16 protein-coding genes are annotated in these 15,355 nt (G+C 50.7%); 3 read left to right on the top strand and 13 right to left on the bottom strand.

Features of this window, described 5'->3' with window-relative positions; all coding sequences use genetic code 11:
- Positions 1–90: 90 nt before the first annotated feature.
- The 5 genes from Pelsub_RS05345 to Pelsub_RS05325 form a co-directional block, all read right to left on the bottom strand.
- Positions 91–852 (bottom strand): Mut7-C RNAse domain-containing protein, encoded by a 762-nt coding sequence (locus Pelsub_RS05345; RefSeq protein WP_174233249.1) that lies wholly within the window; start codon positions 850–852, stop codon positions 91–93.
- Between the two features lie 186 nt (positions 853–1,038).
- Positions 1,039–2,808, bottom strand: coding sequence for a phosphoenolpyruvate carboxykinase (ATP) (locus Pelsub_RS05340; protein WP_116224754.1), 1,770 nt, complete (start codon positions 2,806–2,808; stop codon positions 1,039–1,041).
- A gap of 170 nt (positions 2,809–2,978) precedes the next feature.
- The gene (locus Pelsub_RS05335) at positions 2,979–3,731 is read right to left on the bottom strand and encodes an amino acid ABC transporter ATP-binding protein (protein ID WP_116224755.1); all 753 of its coding nucleotides are present in this window, start codon (positions 3,729–3,731) and stop codon (positions 2,979–2,981) included.
- Positions 3,724–4,602 (bottom strand): amino acid ABC transporter permease, encoded by an 879-nt coding sequence (locus Pelsub_RS05330; protein ID WP_116224756.1) that lies wholly within the window; start codon positions 4,600–4,602, stop codon positions 3,724–3,726. The genes Pelsub_RS05335 and Pelsub_RS05330 overlap by 8 nt, the downstream gene beginning before the upstream one ends.
- A 73-nt stretch (positions 4,603–4,675) precedes the next feature.
- Complete coding sequence (locus tag Pelsub_RS05325) at positions 4,676–5,626, bottom strand: substrate-binding periplasmic protein (RefSeq protein WP_116224757.1); 951 nt, start codon at positions 5,624–5,626, stop codon at positions 4,676–4,678.
- A gap of 480 nt (positions 5,627–6,106) precedes the next feature.
- On the opposite strand from Pelsub_RS05325, the gene Pelsub_RS05320 reads away from it, so the two are divergent.
- The 3 genes from Pelsub_RS05320 (at position 6,107) to Pelsub_RS05310 (ending at position 8,653) form a co-directional block, all read left to right on the top strand.
- The gene (locus Pelsub_RS05320) at positions 6,107–7,009 is read left to right on the top strand and encodes a lysophospholipid acyltransferase family protein (protein WP_116224758.1); all 903 of its coding nucleotides are present in this window, start codon (positions 6,107–6,109) and stop codon (positions 7,007–7,009) included.
- Between the two features lie 44 nt (positions 7,010–7,053).
- On the top strand, positions 7,054–7,803 hold the full coding sequence (locus Pelsub_RS05315; RefSeq protein ID WP_116224759.1) for a CDP-alcohol phosphatidyltransferase family protein: 750 nt from the start codon (positions 7,054–7,056) through the stop codon (positions 7,801–7,803).
- Positions 7,804–7,897: 94 nt separating this feature from the next.
- Complete coding sequence (locus tag Pelsub_RS05310) at positions 7,898–8,653, top strand: MerR family transcriptional regulator (protein ID WP_116224760.1); 756 nt, start codon at positions 7,898–7,900, stop codon at positions 8,651–8,653.
- Between the two features lie 81 nt (positions 8,654–8,734).
- On the opposite strand, the gene cobU is transcribed toward Pelsub_RS05310, so the two are convergent.
- The 8 genes from cobU to Pelsub_RS05270 all read right to left on the bottom strand — a co-directional run bounded on the left by cobU (position 8,735) and on the right by Pelsub_RS05270 (position 15,332).
- Positions 8,735–9,274, bottom strand: a complete 540-nt coding sequence (gene cobU / locus Pelsub_RS05305) for a bifunctional adenosylcobinamide kinase/adenosylcobinamide-phosphate guanylyltransferase (protein WP_198418402.1) — start codon at positions 9,272–9,274, stop codon at positions 8,735–8,737.
- The gene (gene cbiR, locus Pelsub_RS05300; protein WP_116224761.1) at positions 9,259–10,071 is read right to left on the bottom strand and encodes a cobamide remodeling phosphodiesterase CbiR; all 813 of its coding nucleotides are present in this window, start codon (positions 10,069–10,071) and stop codon (positions 9,259–9,261) included. The genes cobU and cbiR overlap by 16 nt, the downstream gene beginning before the upstream one ends.
- Positions 10,068–10,823: an adenosylcobinamide-GDP ribazoletransferase gene (cobS, locus tag Pelsub_RS05295; protein ID WP_158674991.1), complete on the bottom strand. Its 756-nt coding sequence runs from the start codon at positions 10,821–10,823 to the stop codon at positions 10,068–10,070. Before cobS ends, cbiR begins: the two co-directional genes overlap by 4 nt.
- On the bottom strand, positions 10,795–11,835 hold the full coding sequence (cobT, locus tag Pelsub_RS05290; protein WP_116224763.1) for a nicotinate-nucleotide--dimethylbenzimidazole phosphoribosyltransferase: 1,041 nt from the start codon (positions 11,833–11,835) through the stop codon (positions 10,795–10,797). The genes cobS and cobT overlap by 29 nt, the downstream gene beginning before the upstream one ends.
- 172 nt (positions 11,836–12,007) lie before the next feature.
- Positions 12,008–12,562 carry a cob(I)yrinic acid a,c-diamide adenosyltransferase gene (gene cobO, locus Pelsub_RS05285; RefSeq protein WP_116224764.1) on the bottom strand — a complete coding sequence of 185 codons (555 nt, stop codon included), beginning with the start codon at positions 12,560–12,562 and terminating at the stop codon, positions 12,008–12,010.
- On the bottom strand, positions 12,540–13,346 hold the full coding sequence (locus Pelsub_RS05280) for an ABC transporter ATP-binding protein (RefSeq protein ID WP_116224765.1): 807 nt from the start codon (positions 13,344–13,346) through the stop codon (positions 12,540–12,542). Before Pelsub_RS05280 ends, cobO begins: the two co-directional genes overlap by 23 nt.
- A complete protein-coding gene (locus Pelsub_RS05275; RefSeq protein WP_198418401.1) occupies positions 13,343–14,374 on the bottom strand; it encodes a FecCD family ABC transporter permease in 1,032 nt (343 codons plus the stop codon). The genes Pelsub_RS05280 and Pelsub_RS05275 overlap by 4 nt, the downstream gene beginning before the upstream one ends.
- Positions 14,337–15,332 (bottom strand): ABC transporter substrate-binding protein, encoded by a 996-nt coding sequence (locus tag Pelsub_RS05270; protein WP_116224766.1) that lies wholly within the window; start codon positions 15,330–15,332, stop codon positions 14,337–14,339. The genes Pelsub_RS05275 and Pelsub_RS05270 overlap by 38 nt, the downstream gene beginning before the upstream one ends.
- Between the last annotated feature and the right edge of the window lie 23 nt (positions 15,333–15,355).

Below are 15,355 nucleotides of genomic sequence, written 5' to 3'. Positions count from 1 at the left end.
TCTACCTCATTACCCTCTATCACGAGGGGCACAAGAAGCCGATTCTATCACTTAACCAACCTAATGCATATGTTTTTGGTCAATATTTCGTCAGAAATCCGTTGAATTCCCGTCAGATTCCGTTTTCAGCCAATCCAATAAGGCTTGCATGCGGTCATGGTGCGAACCCTTCCAGTAAATCTGGCCGCATTGCTCGCAGCGTGAAAATTCCTGGAAATACTTGCGGGTCAGAGGCTCCAGCTGGTCTTCGATCTTTGTTTTGCTTACCGGCTCAAGCTTTCCATTGCAGGTAATGCAGCGCGTGAAAGGCTGCACCTGCCCCAACAGGTCAAAGCGCCGTACAACACCTAATAATTGCTGGCGCGGATCCCGTGTGCGCAGGCAGTACCCGCGCGTAACCAGACTGCGCTTGAGCAGCCCGCGATCGCGCGTGAGCAGGATGCGCTTCTGCTCATCTGAAATCTTCGCCAGCTCCTGGTCGTTGTAATCATTGCGGTAAAGCGAGTCAAAGCCCAGCATGCGCAGGTAAGCTGCCAGGCGGCCCAAGTGCCCATCCAAAACAAAACGCGCCTCGCGCAGCGGCGCGGGCCGCAGTTTCAACAGCGGGGTGATATCGACGGATTCAAAAACCGGATAAACTGCCACACGATCGCCCTGCCGGACTAAATAACTGAAATCCACCGACTGCCCGTTCACCAGTACCAGGTCCACTTCAGTGTGAGGAATGCCGCTGGATTCGATCAAATGTTTAACACTTTGGCGGTCTTTAAAGGAAATTTGCAGTGTTTGATATTGGCGATCGCGGGGGAGGAACTCGTTTAATTCCGCGTAAAAGCGGAAATTGGCATCCATAATATTCAGACTTTTTGTTTTACCGTATGTTTATTATATAAAAATAAGCTCCGAAGGTAAAACAAGGTTTATATGAAGGATCCCTTTAATAAGTGAGTTGCGCCCTACTCGCCAATATATTTCGTGTATTTCGCGAATTTTGTGGTTAAACGGTTATTGCGTGGTTAAAAAAAGAAAGGAGACGCTTTAGGCGTCTCCTGCTTTCTCATTAATCATTTGCAGCAGCGCGGTGGCTGACTGCTTTGGCCCCGTTTGTTCGCTGCCCGGGATACCCAACTGGGTACGCATCTGGCCGACGTAGATGTTCTGATCGAACATTTTCTGGAAATACTTCTGTGCCAGGCCCTCATGCAGATCGTGATACTGCGGCGGGCCGAAAATATTGGCAAAGTAATTCTCCACCAGCCCCTTGGTAGTTGTAGTGCCCTTGCTCATCACCGCGCCGCGCCGGAAGACGTTCAAGGCGTCTTTGGCATTCGCAAAGCGGTCAATGATGGGATGGTCCTTATCCACTGCTTCGTAGTTATTGGCATACAACACGCAGTCGATGGGCGTACCGGCCATGATGTATTCGTAACGCGTCACGGGCATGACCACGCGCGCGTTGACCTGGTCGGGGTTCATGATAATGGTGCGGTCAATCTGGCCCAGGGCATAACCGGACTGCAGGTCATCCAGGCGTACAAAGGCGCCCATTTCCGTACCGTAACCCACCAGCCTGCCCTGTTCATTTACGGCAATCGAACCCATATCATCCGCCACAACCATCAGGTCTTCGATCTCATCACTGGCAATCAAGCGCAGCGCTTCAATCGATTCGGACTTTCCCGCACCGCTGTCGCCCATAATCAACACCGAGAAGGGTTTCTTATTGCGCATGGTGATCTGCACCATCGCGCCATGGAAGGGCAGGTAACCGTCCTTCATGCGGATGATGTTGTGCAGGGTCAGGATCATCTTCTTCAGGTAGCCGAAGTAGGCGTATTCATTCTTGAACGGTACTGAACCGACCATGATGTTGTTCTTCTCATCATCGAAGAAAACGGTCTCGTTGCCGTCAACAGACAATGAAGTTTCTTCCGGCGCGCCGTAAATATAAACCGCGTCCGGTTTGCGCTGCAGGTCGTTTTCGTCCGCCAGCTCAAACAAATTGGAGAGAGAAAATCCCAGCTCGAAAAAGCTGAGCGGGAAATAAATCGCGATCAGCAGCGGCCCCACCCGAGCCGGGTAGCACAACCACTCTTTGGGATCCAGCTTGATGCCATCCAAAGGATTGCGATCGATGCGCGCGAACTGTCCCTTGCGTTTGTTATTGGGGGTGTTGAAGATCATCGGTGGATAGATCAACACCTGGCGGATGACAAAAATATCATCCAAAACCGAAAAGCTGCTGTTGGGATAATTCAATTTCATCGGCAGCGCGATTGCGCCAATTTCAGCACCGGCGCTCACCTGGCGGTAAATCTTGGGATGCTTTCCAGTGATGTTTTCTTGAATGTTGCGGTAGGTGCTGCGCACCAGGTGCATCAGACTTTCCACCAGATCGTTGAACGTGCGATAGGGGCGCTGATCCATGCGATCAAAAACTGAGTCGCAAATCACCAGACGGTGCATGCGCCGCCAGTAATTGTAAAACTGCTCAATGAATTCATTGAACAGCAGGGTATCCCGAAAGAAAATTTCCGATCCGTCCACAAGTTTGGCGACTTTGTCTGCCTGAAGCGAGTTCAGGTAGTAAAGGGTTTCCTGAAGCAATTTGACTTCATCTTCGGAATAATCTTTAGTTGAGAAGATGTTCAGAAGCGGAGACTGCTTCCTTTTTAATGATTCCAAATATGAGTAATAGAACTTGAGGAAAGGTTCACTGGTCAACAATTCTTCCGAGCTGATGCAAACACGATTGCTTACCCGCAAGATAAATTTGTCGCTGTAGAAATGGTATGAACCATTTTCCATTGCATGATTCTTCTTTTTCAACGTATTGCCGTCCTGTTTTGATAATAAAGGAATTTATATCACGATATCTTTTTTATCTCTACACGGATTGGGACATCTTTCCGCCCATGCGCGTCGGGGAACACAACCGAAGCTATGTTCCCCGCGCATTTTTAGGACATCATGAGATATTATTTATGTAAGATTTGTGACAGGAAGAGTTTTGTCCGATCGCTGGTAGGCTGATTGAACAGTCCGTCCGGCGTATTTTTCTCCACGATGCGGCCGTTATCCATGAAGATCACTTCATCAGCCGCCGCGCGGGCAAAACCCATCTCGTGGGTCACAATGATCATGGTGATGCCTTCTTTTGCCAGCATCATCATTACATCCAGCACTTCTTTAATCATTTCAGGATCAAGTGCGCTGGTGGGTTCATCAAACAGCATCAACTTGGGGCGCATGGCCAGGGCGCGGGCAATTGCAGCGCGCTGCTGCTGACCGCCGGAAATTTGTGAAGGTAGTTTGTCGGCTTTATCCGCAATCCCAACTTTCTTAAGCTGCTCAATGGCGATGCTTTCAGCATCCTTCTGCTTAATTTTCTTCACAACTTTTAACGCCAGGGTGATATTCTCCAAAATGGTAAGGTGCGCGTACAAATTAAAGCTCTGGAATACCATACCGATTTCCGCGCGGTGGCGGTTCAGTTCTCTCTGATCACTGGTCAGGCGTTCCCCATTAAACCAAACCTGCCCATTTGTGGGCGTCTCCAGATAATTAATGCAGCGCAGTAAAGTGGATTTACCTGAACCGCTCGGACCAATGATCACCATAACTTTGCCGGACTGCACATCCAGGCTGACATCATCCAGAGCCTGTAAATCACCAAACCATTTATTGATCGACTTTACTTCGACCAGTTTCTCATCAGTAAGATTAGCCATTATTCCGTAACCGCCTTTCCAATAATTTCACCAGCATGGAAAGCAATAATGTCATGGTCAAATACATGACCGAAAGGGTTGTATAAGCTTCCGGATACCGGAATGAATGCCCGGCATACAAACGGGCAATCTGTGTAATATCGCGCACCGCCAGAATGGATACCAGGGAAGAATCTTTTAGCATGGAAATAAAATCATTCCCAATGGCCGGCAGCACATTGCGGATGGCCTGCGGCAGCACAACGTTGCGCATGGCTTGTCCGTGGCTCATACCCTGCGAGCGAGCGGCTTCCATCTGCCCCTTCGCAACCGATTGAATACCGGCACGGAAAATCTCAGCGGAATATGCGCCATAGGTCAATGAAAGAGCAATTACTGCGCGCACGCTCATGGATATTGAGCGGTTGCTTAAACCTGCCAATGGATTCCCAATTGTAGTCAGTCCCAGCTCAATCAGCTTGGCACCTAATAAAGCCAAAAAGTTCACCACACCCGGTACCATGACCAGGGCAATGAAGAAGATCAGTACCAGCATGGGAATACCGCGCATGAGTTCCACGTAAAATGTTGCGATATTTTGGGACAATATACTGGAAGAAACCCGGCCCAACCCGGTGAATAAACCGATTAGCAGTGAAATGGCATAGGATATTAATGTGATATACAAAGTTACGATCATCCCACTGCGAATGGTGACAAAAGCCTCATTATAAGTGGGACTATTGGTGATCAGCAGCAGCGTACCAACAATAAGTAGCAGGATAAGCACCAGCCACCAGGGAAAGGTGGCCAGCCTGGTACGTAACCGCTGTCGCCTGGATTGCTGCAAAGAAACCTTCTGTGCAGCAGATAACGAATCTTCAAACGCCATGATGTCCTCTATTTTTAAACCGATTAGAAATCGGGCTGGCCGATTTGAAATCAGCCAGCCCATTTATTTTTATTTACTCAATATCGTCGTAAGTTAATGTGAAGGAAAGTCCAAAGAATTGGGTGTTAACCTGTTCCAGGAAACCGTTGCTCTTTAATTCTGCCAGAGCGGTGTTGAAGGGTTCCACCAGGTCGCTGTCGTTGGGGAAAACAAAACCGAGCAAGTCACTGGAAATGGACGGGCCGACCAATTCGATGTCATCGGGATTCTGGGAAACGTAGCCCAAACCCACCTGTTCGTCAATCAAGACTGCATCCACATCGTTGGAAAGCAGAGACTGAACGGCGAAGGGGAATTGTTCGAAAGCGCTGATGCGATCTTCCGGCAGATAGGTTGCCGCGGTCTCGTAGTTGGTGGTAGCTACCTGGGTGCCCAGAATCAGGTCCGGGTTCGCTACAAATTCTTCGATGGAAGCAAAGCGATCTTCGCCCATTTTTACCAGCAGGCGCTGGTCGATGGAGATGTAGCTGTCCGAGAAATCGACAATTTCATCGCGTTCGGGGGTGATGGTGACGCCGTCGCCGGCCATGTCATACAGGCCATCAGCAACAGACTGAATCAGAATATCCCAGGAGCATTCCTGGAATACGGGGGTGCAGTGCAGCAGTTCGCAAATTTGCGGGATTACAACGTAGTCCCAACCGCCGGCCTTGCCTTCGTAGATGTAGTTGAAAGGCAGGTACGCGTCTTCAACAGCCACGGTCACTTCGCGGCAGTCCAGATCGACCAGTGCGGTTTCAGCTGAGCCCAGGCAGCCGTAAACGGGAATACCGTTTTCGTCGTAAGTCAGTTCAGCTGCTGCTTCCTCGGCGGGAGCAGCTTCTTCCGCGGCCGCATCTTCCGCCGGAGCAGCTTCTTCCGCAGCTGTGTTGTCAGCAGCTGTCGTGTCCGCGCCGCCGCAAGCTCCCAATGCGAGAGCGCCGATTACCAGAAAGGCAATTACCAGATACTTCTTGTTGTTCATTTCTTCTCCTATAGCGTTACTTTCAGAATTTTGTTTTGTAGCCTGCCGAATTATCAAGTTCTATAATTCAAACCAATCCATCTCATTTTCGTATTAGGGCAATATTTTATATTTTTTCATACAGAACCTCCGGATAATTTCTCATATTCAGCAGGCAAACGAAAAAGGCCTTCCATTCCTGGAAGGCCCTTCACGTTCACTTATTAGGTTAGAGATACTTCATTTCCCTATAGCAAAACGCCGCTCCTTCCAGAAGGAGTGATATGTGAATGATGTTTAGCTTTAGGTGATCGAATCTCAAACATGATAGGCACATTTTTATCATGTACCATGTACTTTGTCAAGGAAATGTATGATTTTTGTCATTTTCCCGGCCTTTTCCACATCGTTATTTCCTTCCAACCGTAAATTAATATATAAATTTTCTTAGATTTTATAGAAAGGAAACCTCACAAATCAATTTGTGTTAACATTAAAAATATGTCCCTACTATCGATCATCAACAGTCGTTTAGGTATTGGCATTGTTTTAGGCGTCGCCAAAAACACTTCCACAAAAACCGGTTATAAGTTGGCTGATTTCGCGGCTGATTTTTTATGCAAGCACCCGAATGCAAAATTAATCCGGGCAGCCCGCGCCAACCAATGGGTGATAACCGGTGAGCGCCTATCCAAAGAGGAATTGGACGTCCAGGTCGATCGGACCATCCGCAACACCGCGCACAGTATCTTCGAGTTTTACCATTACATGCATGATTACCCGGCTATCCGGGAAAAAGTCATCTTCACGCCCAAAGTCACGAGGGTTTTACAGGAACGCGCTGATTGCGATGAGGGCACCATTTTCATAGGCCCGCATCTAGGTAATTTTGACCTGGGCGGGCGCGCCATTGCCCTGCAGGGTTACAAATTATTTGTCCTCAGCTATCCCCAACCGAACGGCGGTTATGCCTGGCAAAACAAGCTGCGCCGCGAGATCGGCATGGATATTCGACCCATGTCCACCGAGAACATGCGCGCCGCTAAAGCGTATCTGAAAGAAGGCGGTTTTGTCGTGACCGGCATGGAACGTCCGCTCGATAAAACCAATTATTATCCCAAATTCTTCGGCCGTCCCGCGCCGGTGCCGACCAGTTACGTACGCATGGCCCTGCAAACGCATTCAGCGATTGTCGTCCTCGCCTGTCTGCGCAACTCACAGGGTAAATATGAGTTAAGCTGTTCAGACCCAATCTACATGAAACCCTACGAAGATGCACAGGATGAAATCGAGAGAAACGCCGAAAAAGTCCTGGCGGAAGGCGAAAAAATGATCGGTCAAAATCCGAGCCAATGGGCGATGACCTACCCGGTTTGGCCGGAAGCATTGGACGAAATGCCTTAAATTGAAAATAATTTTTAAGCTGAATAAGAAGGTAGAATAAAGTTATGGCAAAAAAGAAGAAGAATGAATTAAAAAACATTAAGAAACACCACCGCGTTAATAAGATCCTGCTCGGCCCGCTCGAACGGCCAGCCATCGCATGGTTGGTGGAACACATGCCCCATTGGGTCACTCCGGACCATCTGACCTTCTTAGGGTTATTAGCCTCAGTTTTAATCGGCGCCTGTTATTATCTGACTAACTTTGATAAGAATTTCCTTTGGCTGGCTAATCTGGGATTTTTCCTCAACTGGTTTGGCGATAGTCTGGACGGCAACCTGGCACGCTATCGAAAAATCGAACGGCCGCGCTACGGTTTCTTTATCGACCACACCATAGACACTATCAGCGAAGTGATTATCTTCATCGGCATTGGCCTTTCCCCATACGTAGATTTAAACCTGGCATTGCTGGCCTTGGTCGGCTACCAATGTATGGCTAATCTGGTTTACATCACCACCTCCGTAAAGGGTGAATTCAAAATTTCCTATGGTTCGCTTGGCCCGACCGAAGTTCGCGTAATTGCCATCATCGCAAACATTATTATTTATGCCATTGACAATCCGCTGATCCATCTCCCATGGCAAAGTACACCAATAAAGTTGTATAACCTCATCCTGATGGGTGCTATATTCCTGCTGTTTTTCTTCTTTACTTATACAACTATCACCCAGGGCATCAAACTGGAACGGAAAGACCGCAAGAAGTGGCTTAAGAAACTTCAAAAAAGCAAAGATTCCAGTCAAGCTGATTAATTTTTTTTCAACCAGACAGTAAAAATACCGCAGAAATGCGGTATTTTGGTTGCTTGACATTAACGTAACGTAAAGGTGTAAGATATTTTTTACTATGAGTGATTCTACTTACACTATCAAGCAAATTGCCGATATGGCAGGGGTTACCACCCGCACGATTCGGTACTATGACCAAATCGACCTGCTTAAACCGGTTGAGATCCGTGCCAACGGATACCGTACCTATGATCAGTCCAGTCTGCTTAAGCTCCAACAGATCATGTTTTTCCGTGAACTGGATCTGCCGCTGGAAGATATCCGTTCCATTATTAACCGGCCGGATTTCGATATGGTGGATGCACTCAATAAGCATCGCTTGAGCCTGCAAACCCAGCAAAACCGCCTGCAGCGCTTGCTGCGTACACTCGACCAAACGATCGACAGCCTGACCGGCACCGGCAGGATGGGTGAAAAAGATTACTTCGAGGGTTTCGACCATTCGGAATATGAAGAAGAGGCACGCGCGCGTTGGGGCAACACCTCCCAATATGTCGAATCACAGCAGAAGTGGGCCAGTTATTCCCCCCAACAACAGGAAGACATAAAAGCACAAGGAAATCAGTTGATTTCACGCATGGTTGGAGCTGATGCCGGCGCTGCGCCTGAGGATGCGGACATCCAGCAGGCGGTGGGAGAATATTTCGACTACTTGAATCGCTATTTTTACACGCTCGATCTGAAAATTTTCCGCAACCTGGCGGATATGTGGGTTGCTGATCCGCGTTTCGCGGCCAACTATGACCGCATTCGCCCCGGCGGAGCGGCATTCGTACGCGAAGCAGTGCATTATTACTGTAATCATCATACTTAAATAATAGAAATCTTTAAAATTAGCAGATAAAGAAACACCAACGGTAATAATCGTTGGTGTTTCTTTAACCAAATTAGAAATTTACTTTACCTTCATCGGTATTCCGGACACCATAAAGATAACCCGGTCGGCTGAAGCAGCCAGTTGCTGATTGGCCCGTCCGAGCGCATCACGATAGAAGCGCCCCATTAGCGTGGCCGGCACTACCCCCAGACCCACCTCGTTGGACACGATTACCCAATCTCCCTCATGGCGTTTGAAAGCGGTCAGCAAACTTTCCACTTCTTCTTGTACGGCTCGCTGGAAATCCGCTTCAACCAGCGGCTGTGGACAAGCCATAAGGACATTGCTCACCAACAATGTCACACAGTCCAGTAAAACATTCCCTTCAATTGCTGCTTGTTGGATCGCCAGCCCGGTGTTTACAGGTGCTTCCAGCGTCGTCCAATGTTTTGGACGGCTGTCCTGGTGAGCGCGGATTCTGGCTGCCATTTCATCATCGCCCGCGGTAGCAGTAGCCACGAACAACACCGGTTTGCCGCTTTCATCCATTAACTTCTGGGCATAACTCGATTTTCCGCTGCGCGCGCCGCCCAGGATTAAAGTCAACGATTTTCCCATTGTGCCTCCAAATTCATTTGATGCAGGGATTCCAGAAGAACGCTACGGGAAGAATGGAAATCATCTTCTCCAAATACCTCCATCGTTAAAACGCCTTCGTAATTCACGCCTACCAAAAAGTCCATCACGCGCCGCAATTCCTGTACAGGAACATACTGCAGGGATTGATGGTCGCGTTGAGCAATTCCATGAATATGCAGAACGCGCGCATTTTCAATGTGTTTTTCCAGAAAAGGCAGGGGATCATACCCGTCCTTCCAAAGATGCCCGATATCTACGCAGCGGCTGAAAGGCATTTCAGCTAAGGCCGGATCCCAAAAGTCCGGGGGATATCCATCCAGGTTTTCCGCCGATAACAAGCGCGGCTCTTCCAGTTCGCCTGCCAGAAGGGCTAATGCCTGACGGGTTCGTTGGGTCCATTCTTCCCATTCCTGCGAACCGCAAGCTGTACGGACGCTGCGGCCGTCCAGGTGCAGCACGTAAGCCCAGGGTTTCAAGCGAGCCATCTGCCGGATGACCCGCAGCGCTTTTGTAATGGAAAGCGTTTGGTTTTCCTGATCGTCACCCAGGCGTAAATCCAACGGCAGGTGAACAGTGCAAGTCAAATCGGCTGCCTGCATGGTTTGATGAATCGCGTCAAGTACCGCGTCATGCGGTAAATTGTTTTCACCTTCGTCCACCTCAAAGAGGACCAGTTCCACGTCGTCCACTCTTCCAGCCAGAAATTGCACATTCGGCAAAATGTCATCCGGCACGATGTACGAGGTGGTGCCGATACGGAAGGGTACTTTTTTCACAATCCCCTCACGCAAAAACCCATCAACACCAGCAGCTCCCCCAGCTCCACAACCAAACCGTAAACATCTCCGGTCATTCCGCCCAAACGCACTTGTGCGGTACGGAAAATCAGCCAGGCACAGACATGGACAACTGCGGCTACCGCGATTGCCTGCCAACCCAACTGGTAAGTCAGGATGATGACCGGAATAAGCGCCAGGTAGAAAGAACCCTTTTGCAGACTGGCTGAAAATTGTTCGCCCAATCCCCCCGGCCGCGCGTTGGCCTGCTTTCCTGCCGGTAGCAGCAGCCAGCGCGACAGCGCGCCCGCCAGCGGGAGCGCCAACCCATAAACCTCCAGCGGCAGACTGTAAAGCGCCGCGATTTTGATCAAAATAGTCAGGGGTAGGCCGATATCGGCAAATGTACCGTGGTGGGGGTCTTTCATGATTTCCAACCGGCGCTGCGGTGTTCCCGCATACAGCAAGCCATCACAGCAATCCGCCAACCCATCCAGATGCAGCCCGCCGGTGACGGCAATCCAAAAAGCCACTGCCAAAGCCGACGCCAGCATGCGCGGCAATATCAGCAGCAGTCCATAGTAAACCAGCGCCGTTAAGCCGCCCAGCAGCGCCCCCACCCAGGGGAACCAAGCGGCTGCTTTCCCCAGTTCCAGCGGTTTATAGTCTTTGCGATGCGGGACAGGCAAAACGGTTAGGAAGTCCAATGCGGTGATCAGGGAATCAAACATGTTGGCTGACTCCGGCTTCATCAAAAGTAGCCATCTCATTGAGAATGCGCGCGGCGCTCTCGATAATTGGAAAAGCCAGGACTGCACCGCTGCCCTCACCAAGGCGCAGCTGTAAATCAAAAAGCGGCGCCAAGTCCAGATAATCGCAAAGGATGGCATGCCCTCTTTCAACCGACAGGTGGGAGGCAATCAGATACGGTTTGACTCCCGGCGCCAATTCCACCGCCGCCAGGGTAGCCGCGGCGGAGATGTACCCATCCACCACTACCGGCAGGCGCGCGGCCGCCGCAGCGATTATCACTCCCACCAATCCGGCGATATCCAACCCGCCAACCTTGGCCAGCACGTCCAGCGCATCCTTCGGGTTGGGATGATTGACCGCAATCGCCTCTCGGATGACTTCAACCTTGTGCGCTAATCCGGCGTCGTCCAATCCTGTTCCCCGCCCGGTCATGGCTTCCACCGGCGAACCGGTGATTACCGCGCCAACCGCAGCGGCAGCCGTGGTATTGCCGATGCCCATTTCACCCAGAGCCACCAAATCCAACCCGTCCTGCACCTGCTTCCGCAGCACCCGCATGCCCACGTCGATTGCCTCTTCGGCCATTGCCCGGCTCATGGCCGGACCCCGGCGCATATTTTGACTGCCCTTTGCCAGGTTGTGATGCACCACGCCGGAAAGGGCGCCGAGATCCTGGGCAACACCCATGTCCACAACCACCACCCGTGCGTCATTTTGACGTGCGATCACATTTACTGCGGCCCCCTGGTTGGCAATGTTCGCGACCATCTGGGCAGTTACGGTGGATGGATAGGCACTGATGCCTTCCAATGCCACCCCGTGGTCGGCCGCCATGAGGATTACCGCCTTACGGGGAAACATGGGCCGTTCCTTGGCCGTAATGCCCGCCAGCTGCACGGACAGGCTCTCCAACCTGCCCAACGAACCGGCCGGTTTGGTCAGGCGTGCCTGCCGCTCAATTGCTTTTTCAGCCGCATGCGTATCAATCTCAGGGATTTCAGGAAATTGCATGATTTATCCTTTTATTCATGGAATGAGTTGTTTCTAAAGAAGCTCGGACTTCATCTAACGCGTTGATCAGCCTTTGATTATGTGTTCCATCGCAGGGATAGGGCATTGAGGCTGCAACCTTTCGATCTATCACATTCATGGATTTTGAAAACACCTCGGTCAACCGGGCAACCTAAAAATCCACCCCGGGCTGCGATAGCAATCCTTCAGTTTTGAAAGGATGCTTGATCTCTCTCATCTCCGTTACCAGATCGGCGTAATCGATAAGCGCTTGCGGCGCGTAACGTCCCGTCATGACCAAAGTCATTTGAGGCGGTTTGTGCTGCCGCAGCCAGGCTATGGTCTCGTCGATATCCAGCCATTTGAAGTGGAACAGGAAGGAAAATTCGTCCAACAGGAGAATGTCATAGCGGGCCATCCGGATTTGCTCCTGCGCGTAATTCCAACCTTCCAAGCCGCAAACGCGCATGTCCCGCAGGTCGCGGCCCTGCCAGGTGCAGCCGTTGCCCACCTGGCGGATGTCGATACCCATGCGCTTGGCTGCCAGGCTCTCGCCATACTCATTTTGCGTATCTTTGATAAATTGGATGGCGCCCACCCGCATACCGCGTCCCCAGGCACGTATTAACATGCCCATGCCTGCCGTGGTTTTACCTTTGCCATTCCCGGTATATACAACAACCAATCCCCGCGGCTGATTGGGATTATTTTGGTTCTTCTCTTCCATATTGTCCTGTTCCATTTCTGGCGCTTACCGCCCAAAATCCCCACGGATCCCGATAAAGATTGGTTTTTACATTAAATACTGCTTCAAGATTCTCCGGCGTCAATACGTCCACGGGGCTGCCCGCACAAATCTGTTTTCCGCGATGCAGCAAGATCAAACCGTCACAGTAACGCGCGGCAATGTTGAGATCGTGGATAACCATCAAAACGGTTATGCCCCCGCACGACACCAGTTGGCGAATCAGATCCATCACTTGAATTTGATAATGAATGTCCAGGTTGGTCGTTGGTTCGTCCAACAGTAAAACACGCGGTTCCTGGGTCAAAGCCCGCGCGATCAGGACACGCTGAAATTCTCCCCCGGATAATTCATCCATGCGCCGGTCTTCCAGGGAGTCCAAATCGGAATTATGTATGACATCGTCAATCACTGCCTGATCGGTTTTGGTCATCGGCAGCAGCCAACCGCGGTGAGGGGCCCTTCCCAGTGAAATTACCTCACGGACCGTCAACGGCCAGGCCAGCCTTTCGCGCTGCGGAACCCAGCCGATCAACTGTGCTCTTTTTCGCGGCGTTAATAAGAACAGGTTTTGTTCGCCTACAAAGACCTGCCCTCCAAACGGTTTTATCAATCCCGAAAGAGCGCGCAGCAACGTGGTCTTTCCGGAGCCATTAGGGCCTACCATCCCTATCAGACTCCCCTGTTGAATGGAAGTGCTGAATTGCTCAACCACTTTCTTATTCCGATAACCGAGCGATAGCTCCTCGGCCCGCAGAATGTTCATGTGCGTTTTTCTCCCGTTTTCATTAAATACAGGAAGAATGGCCCCCCTAAAAGAGCGGTGAAAATGCCCACCGGTATTTCAACCGGCGCCATCAGAGTGCGCGCCAAATCATCCGCGAATAGCATCAACAAACTGCCCAACAGCATGGCAATCGGCATCATGGTCTTATGGTTGGCGCCCACTAGCATACGCGCCAAATGAGGCGCGATCAACCCCACAAAACCGATAATACCGCTGACGGATACCGCCGCGGCTGTTGCCAGGCTTGAACTGATTACAATGATCAATCTGGCTTTACGCAAATTCAGGCCCAACGATTGGGCTGTTTCTTCGCCTGCCGCCAAAGCATCCAGAGAGCGCGACATCAAAAAAACACACAAAATCGCGGGCGGGGCTAACCACAACGTTTGGCCCAATTCCGACCAACTGGAATTGGCAAAACTACCCAGCAGCCAGGCATAGACTCCGTGCAGAACTTCATCATTAAGCAAGAGCAGCAGCGATACCACAGCGGAGAGCATGGCGCTCATCGCCGATCCGGCCAGTAGCAGCCCCGCGATCGAGCCATAATTGCTATATTCCGAGATGGCAAATACAACCAACACTGCCAGCAGGGATCCAAAAAATGCGCCGATCCCGATGGTAATATGCGGAAGCGAGAAACGCAGCATGACTGCCAGAGTAGCTCCCAGGGCAGCCCCTCCCGAAGCCCCAACAACATAAGGATCGGCCAAAGGATTACGGAACAATCCCTGAAAACCGACGCCGGCCGCCGATAAAGCCGCGCCGCACAACACGACCAGCAGGATGCGGGGAAATCGAAACTCCCACACGATCGTACGGTGGGAGTTCTTTTGTGCCTGATTGATAAGCGCCGAAACAGTCTCATTCGGAGTGAGTTGTACCGCTCCTACCCCTAAACTGAGAATCATGACAGCCAACAGCACCAGGAATAGAAGGCTGAAGGCAATCGCATTGCGGCTGTTAATCTTATTCTCCGAAACTTTGCGGATATAGCGCCTGAGCAATTGCCTCCAGCGCGTCAACTACCCGCGGCCCGGCACGAGAAACGATATTACCGTCAATGATATAGATCCTGCCATTTTGAACAGCAGATAAATCGCCCCAGCCTTCCCGTTCGGCAATGATTTCACCGCTCAACTGGTCGCTGTGATTGCTGGGGCCTAAAATAACCTGCGGGTCTTTTTCAATGACTTCTTCAGAACTTATCGAGGGGTAATCCTCACTCAAATCCGCAAAGATATTCACGCCCCCGGCCATGTTAATTAATTCGCCAATGAAGGTTTGGTTAGTAGTGGTCATATAAGGGTCATTCCAGACTTCGTAGAATACGGAAACGCGTTCTTCTTCAGGAATGGTCTCGACTACCTGCGTGACCGTATCGATACGAGTTTGCATTTCATCCAGCAGGGATGATGCTTCCGTTGTATGGCCTGTGACGGCGCCCAGTGTCTGCAGAGAATCCATAATCTCCTCGATACTGTTGGGTTCCAGAATGATCACCTGGATGCCCGCGCTTTCCAGCGCATCTATCAAATCAGCTTGATAAATACTGCCGCCAATCACCAGATCCGGTTCGAGGTCGGTAATAGCTTCGATGCTGATGGATGAAGAAGAGAACCCACCGATGGCAGGCAGCGCTGATGCTTCTTCAGGATAATCACAAAATTCCGTACGGCCTACCAGCAGGTCTCCGGCTCCGATGGCATACAAAGACTCGGTGATGGATGGAGCCAACGAGACAATGCGTGCCGCCGGCGCGTCAATGACAACCTCACGGCTAACGGAATCAATGATGTCAACGGCAGAAAATACAGCAGCGGGCGTTTCAATTGACTCCGCCGCAGCTTCAACCGTTGGCTCAATCGCAACTGCTGGTGCACAGGCTGTAAGCGCGAATGCCAGCGCGATCAAAATAAATATACTAACTTTTACAGGACGGGGATTTAAATGGAATTTATGCATGTTCCAACCTCTCTCTCGCGAAG

The organism is Pelolinea submarina (assembly GCF_003966975.1).
GTDB lineage: Bacteria > Chloroflexota > Anaerolineae > Anaerolineales > Anaerolineaceae > Pelolinea > Pelolinea submarina.
The sequence above is the reverse complement of the archived record's forward strand: the minus strand, read 5'-3'. Positions and strand labels throughout refer to the sequence as shown.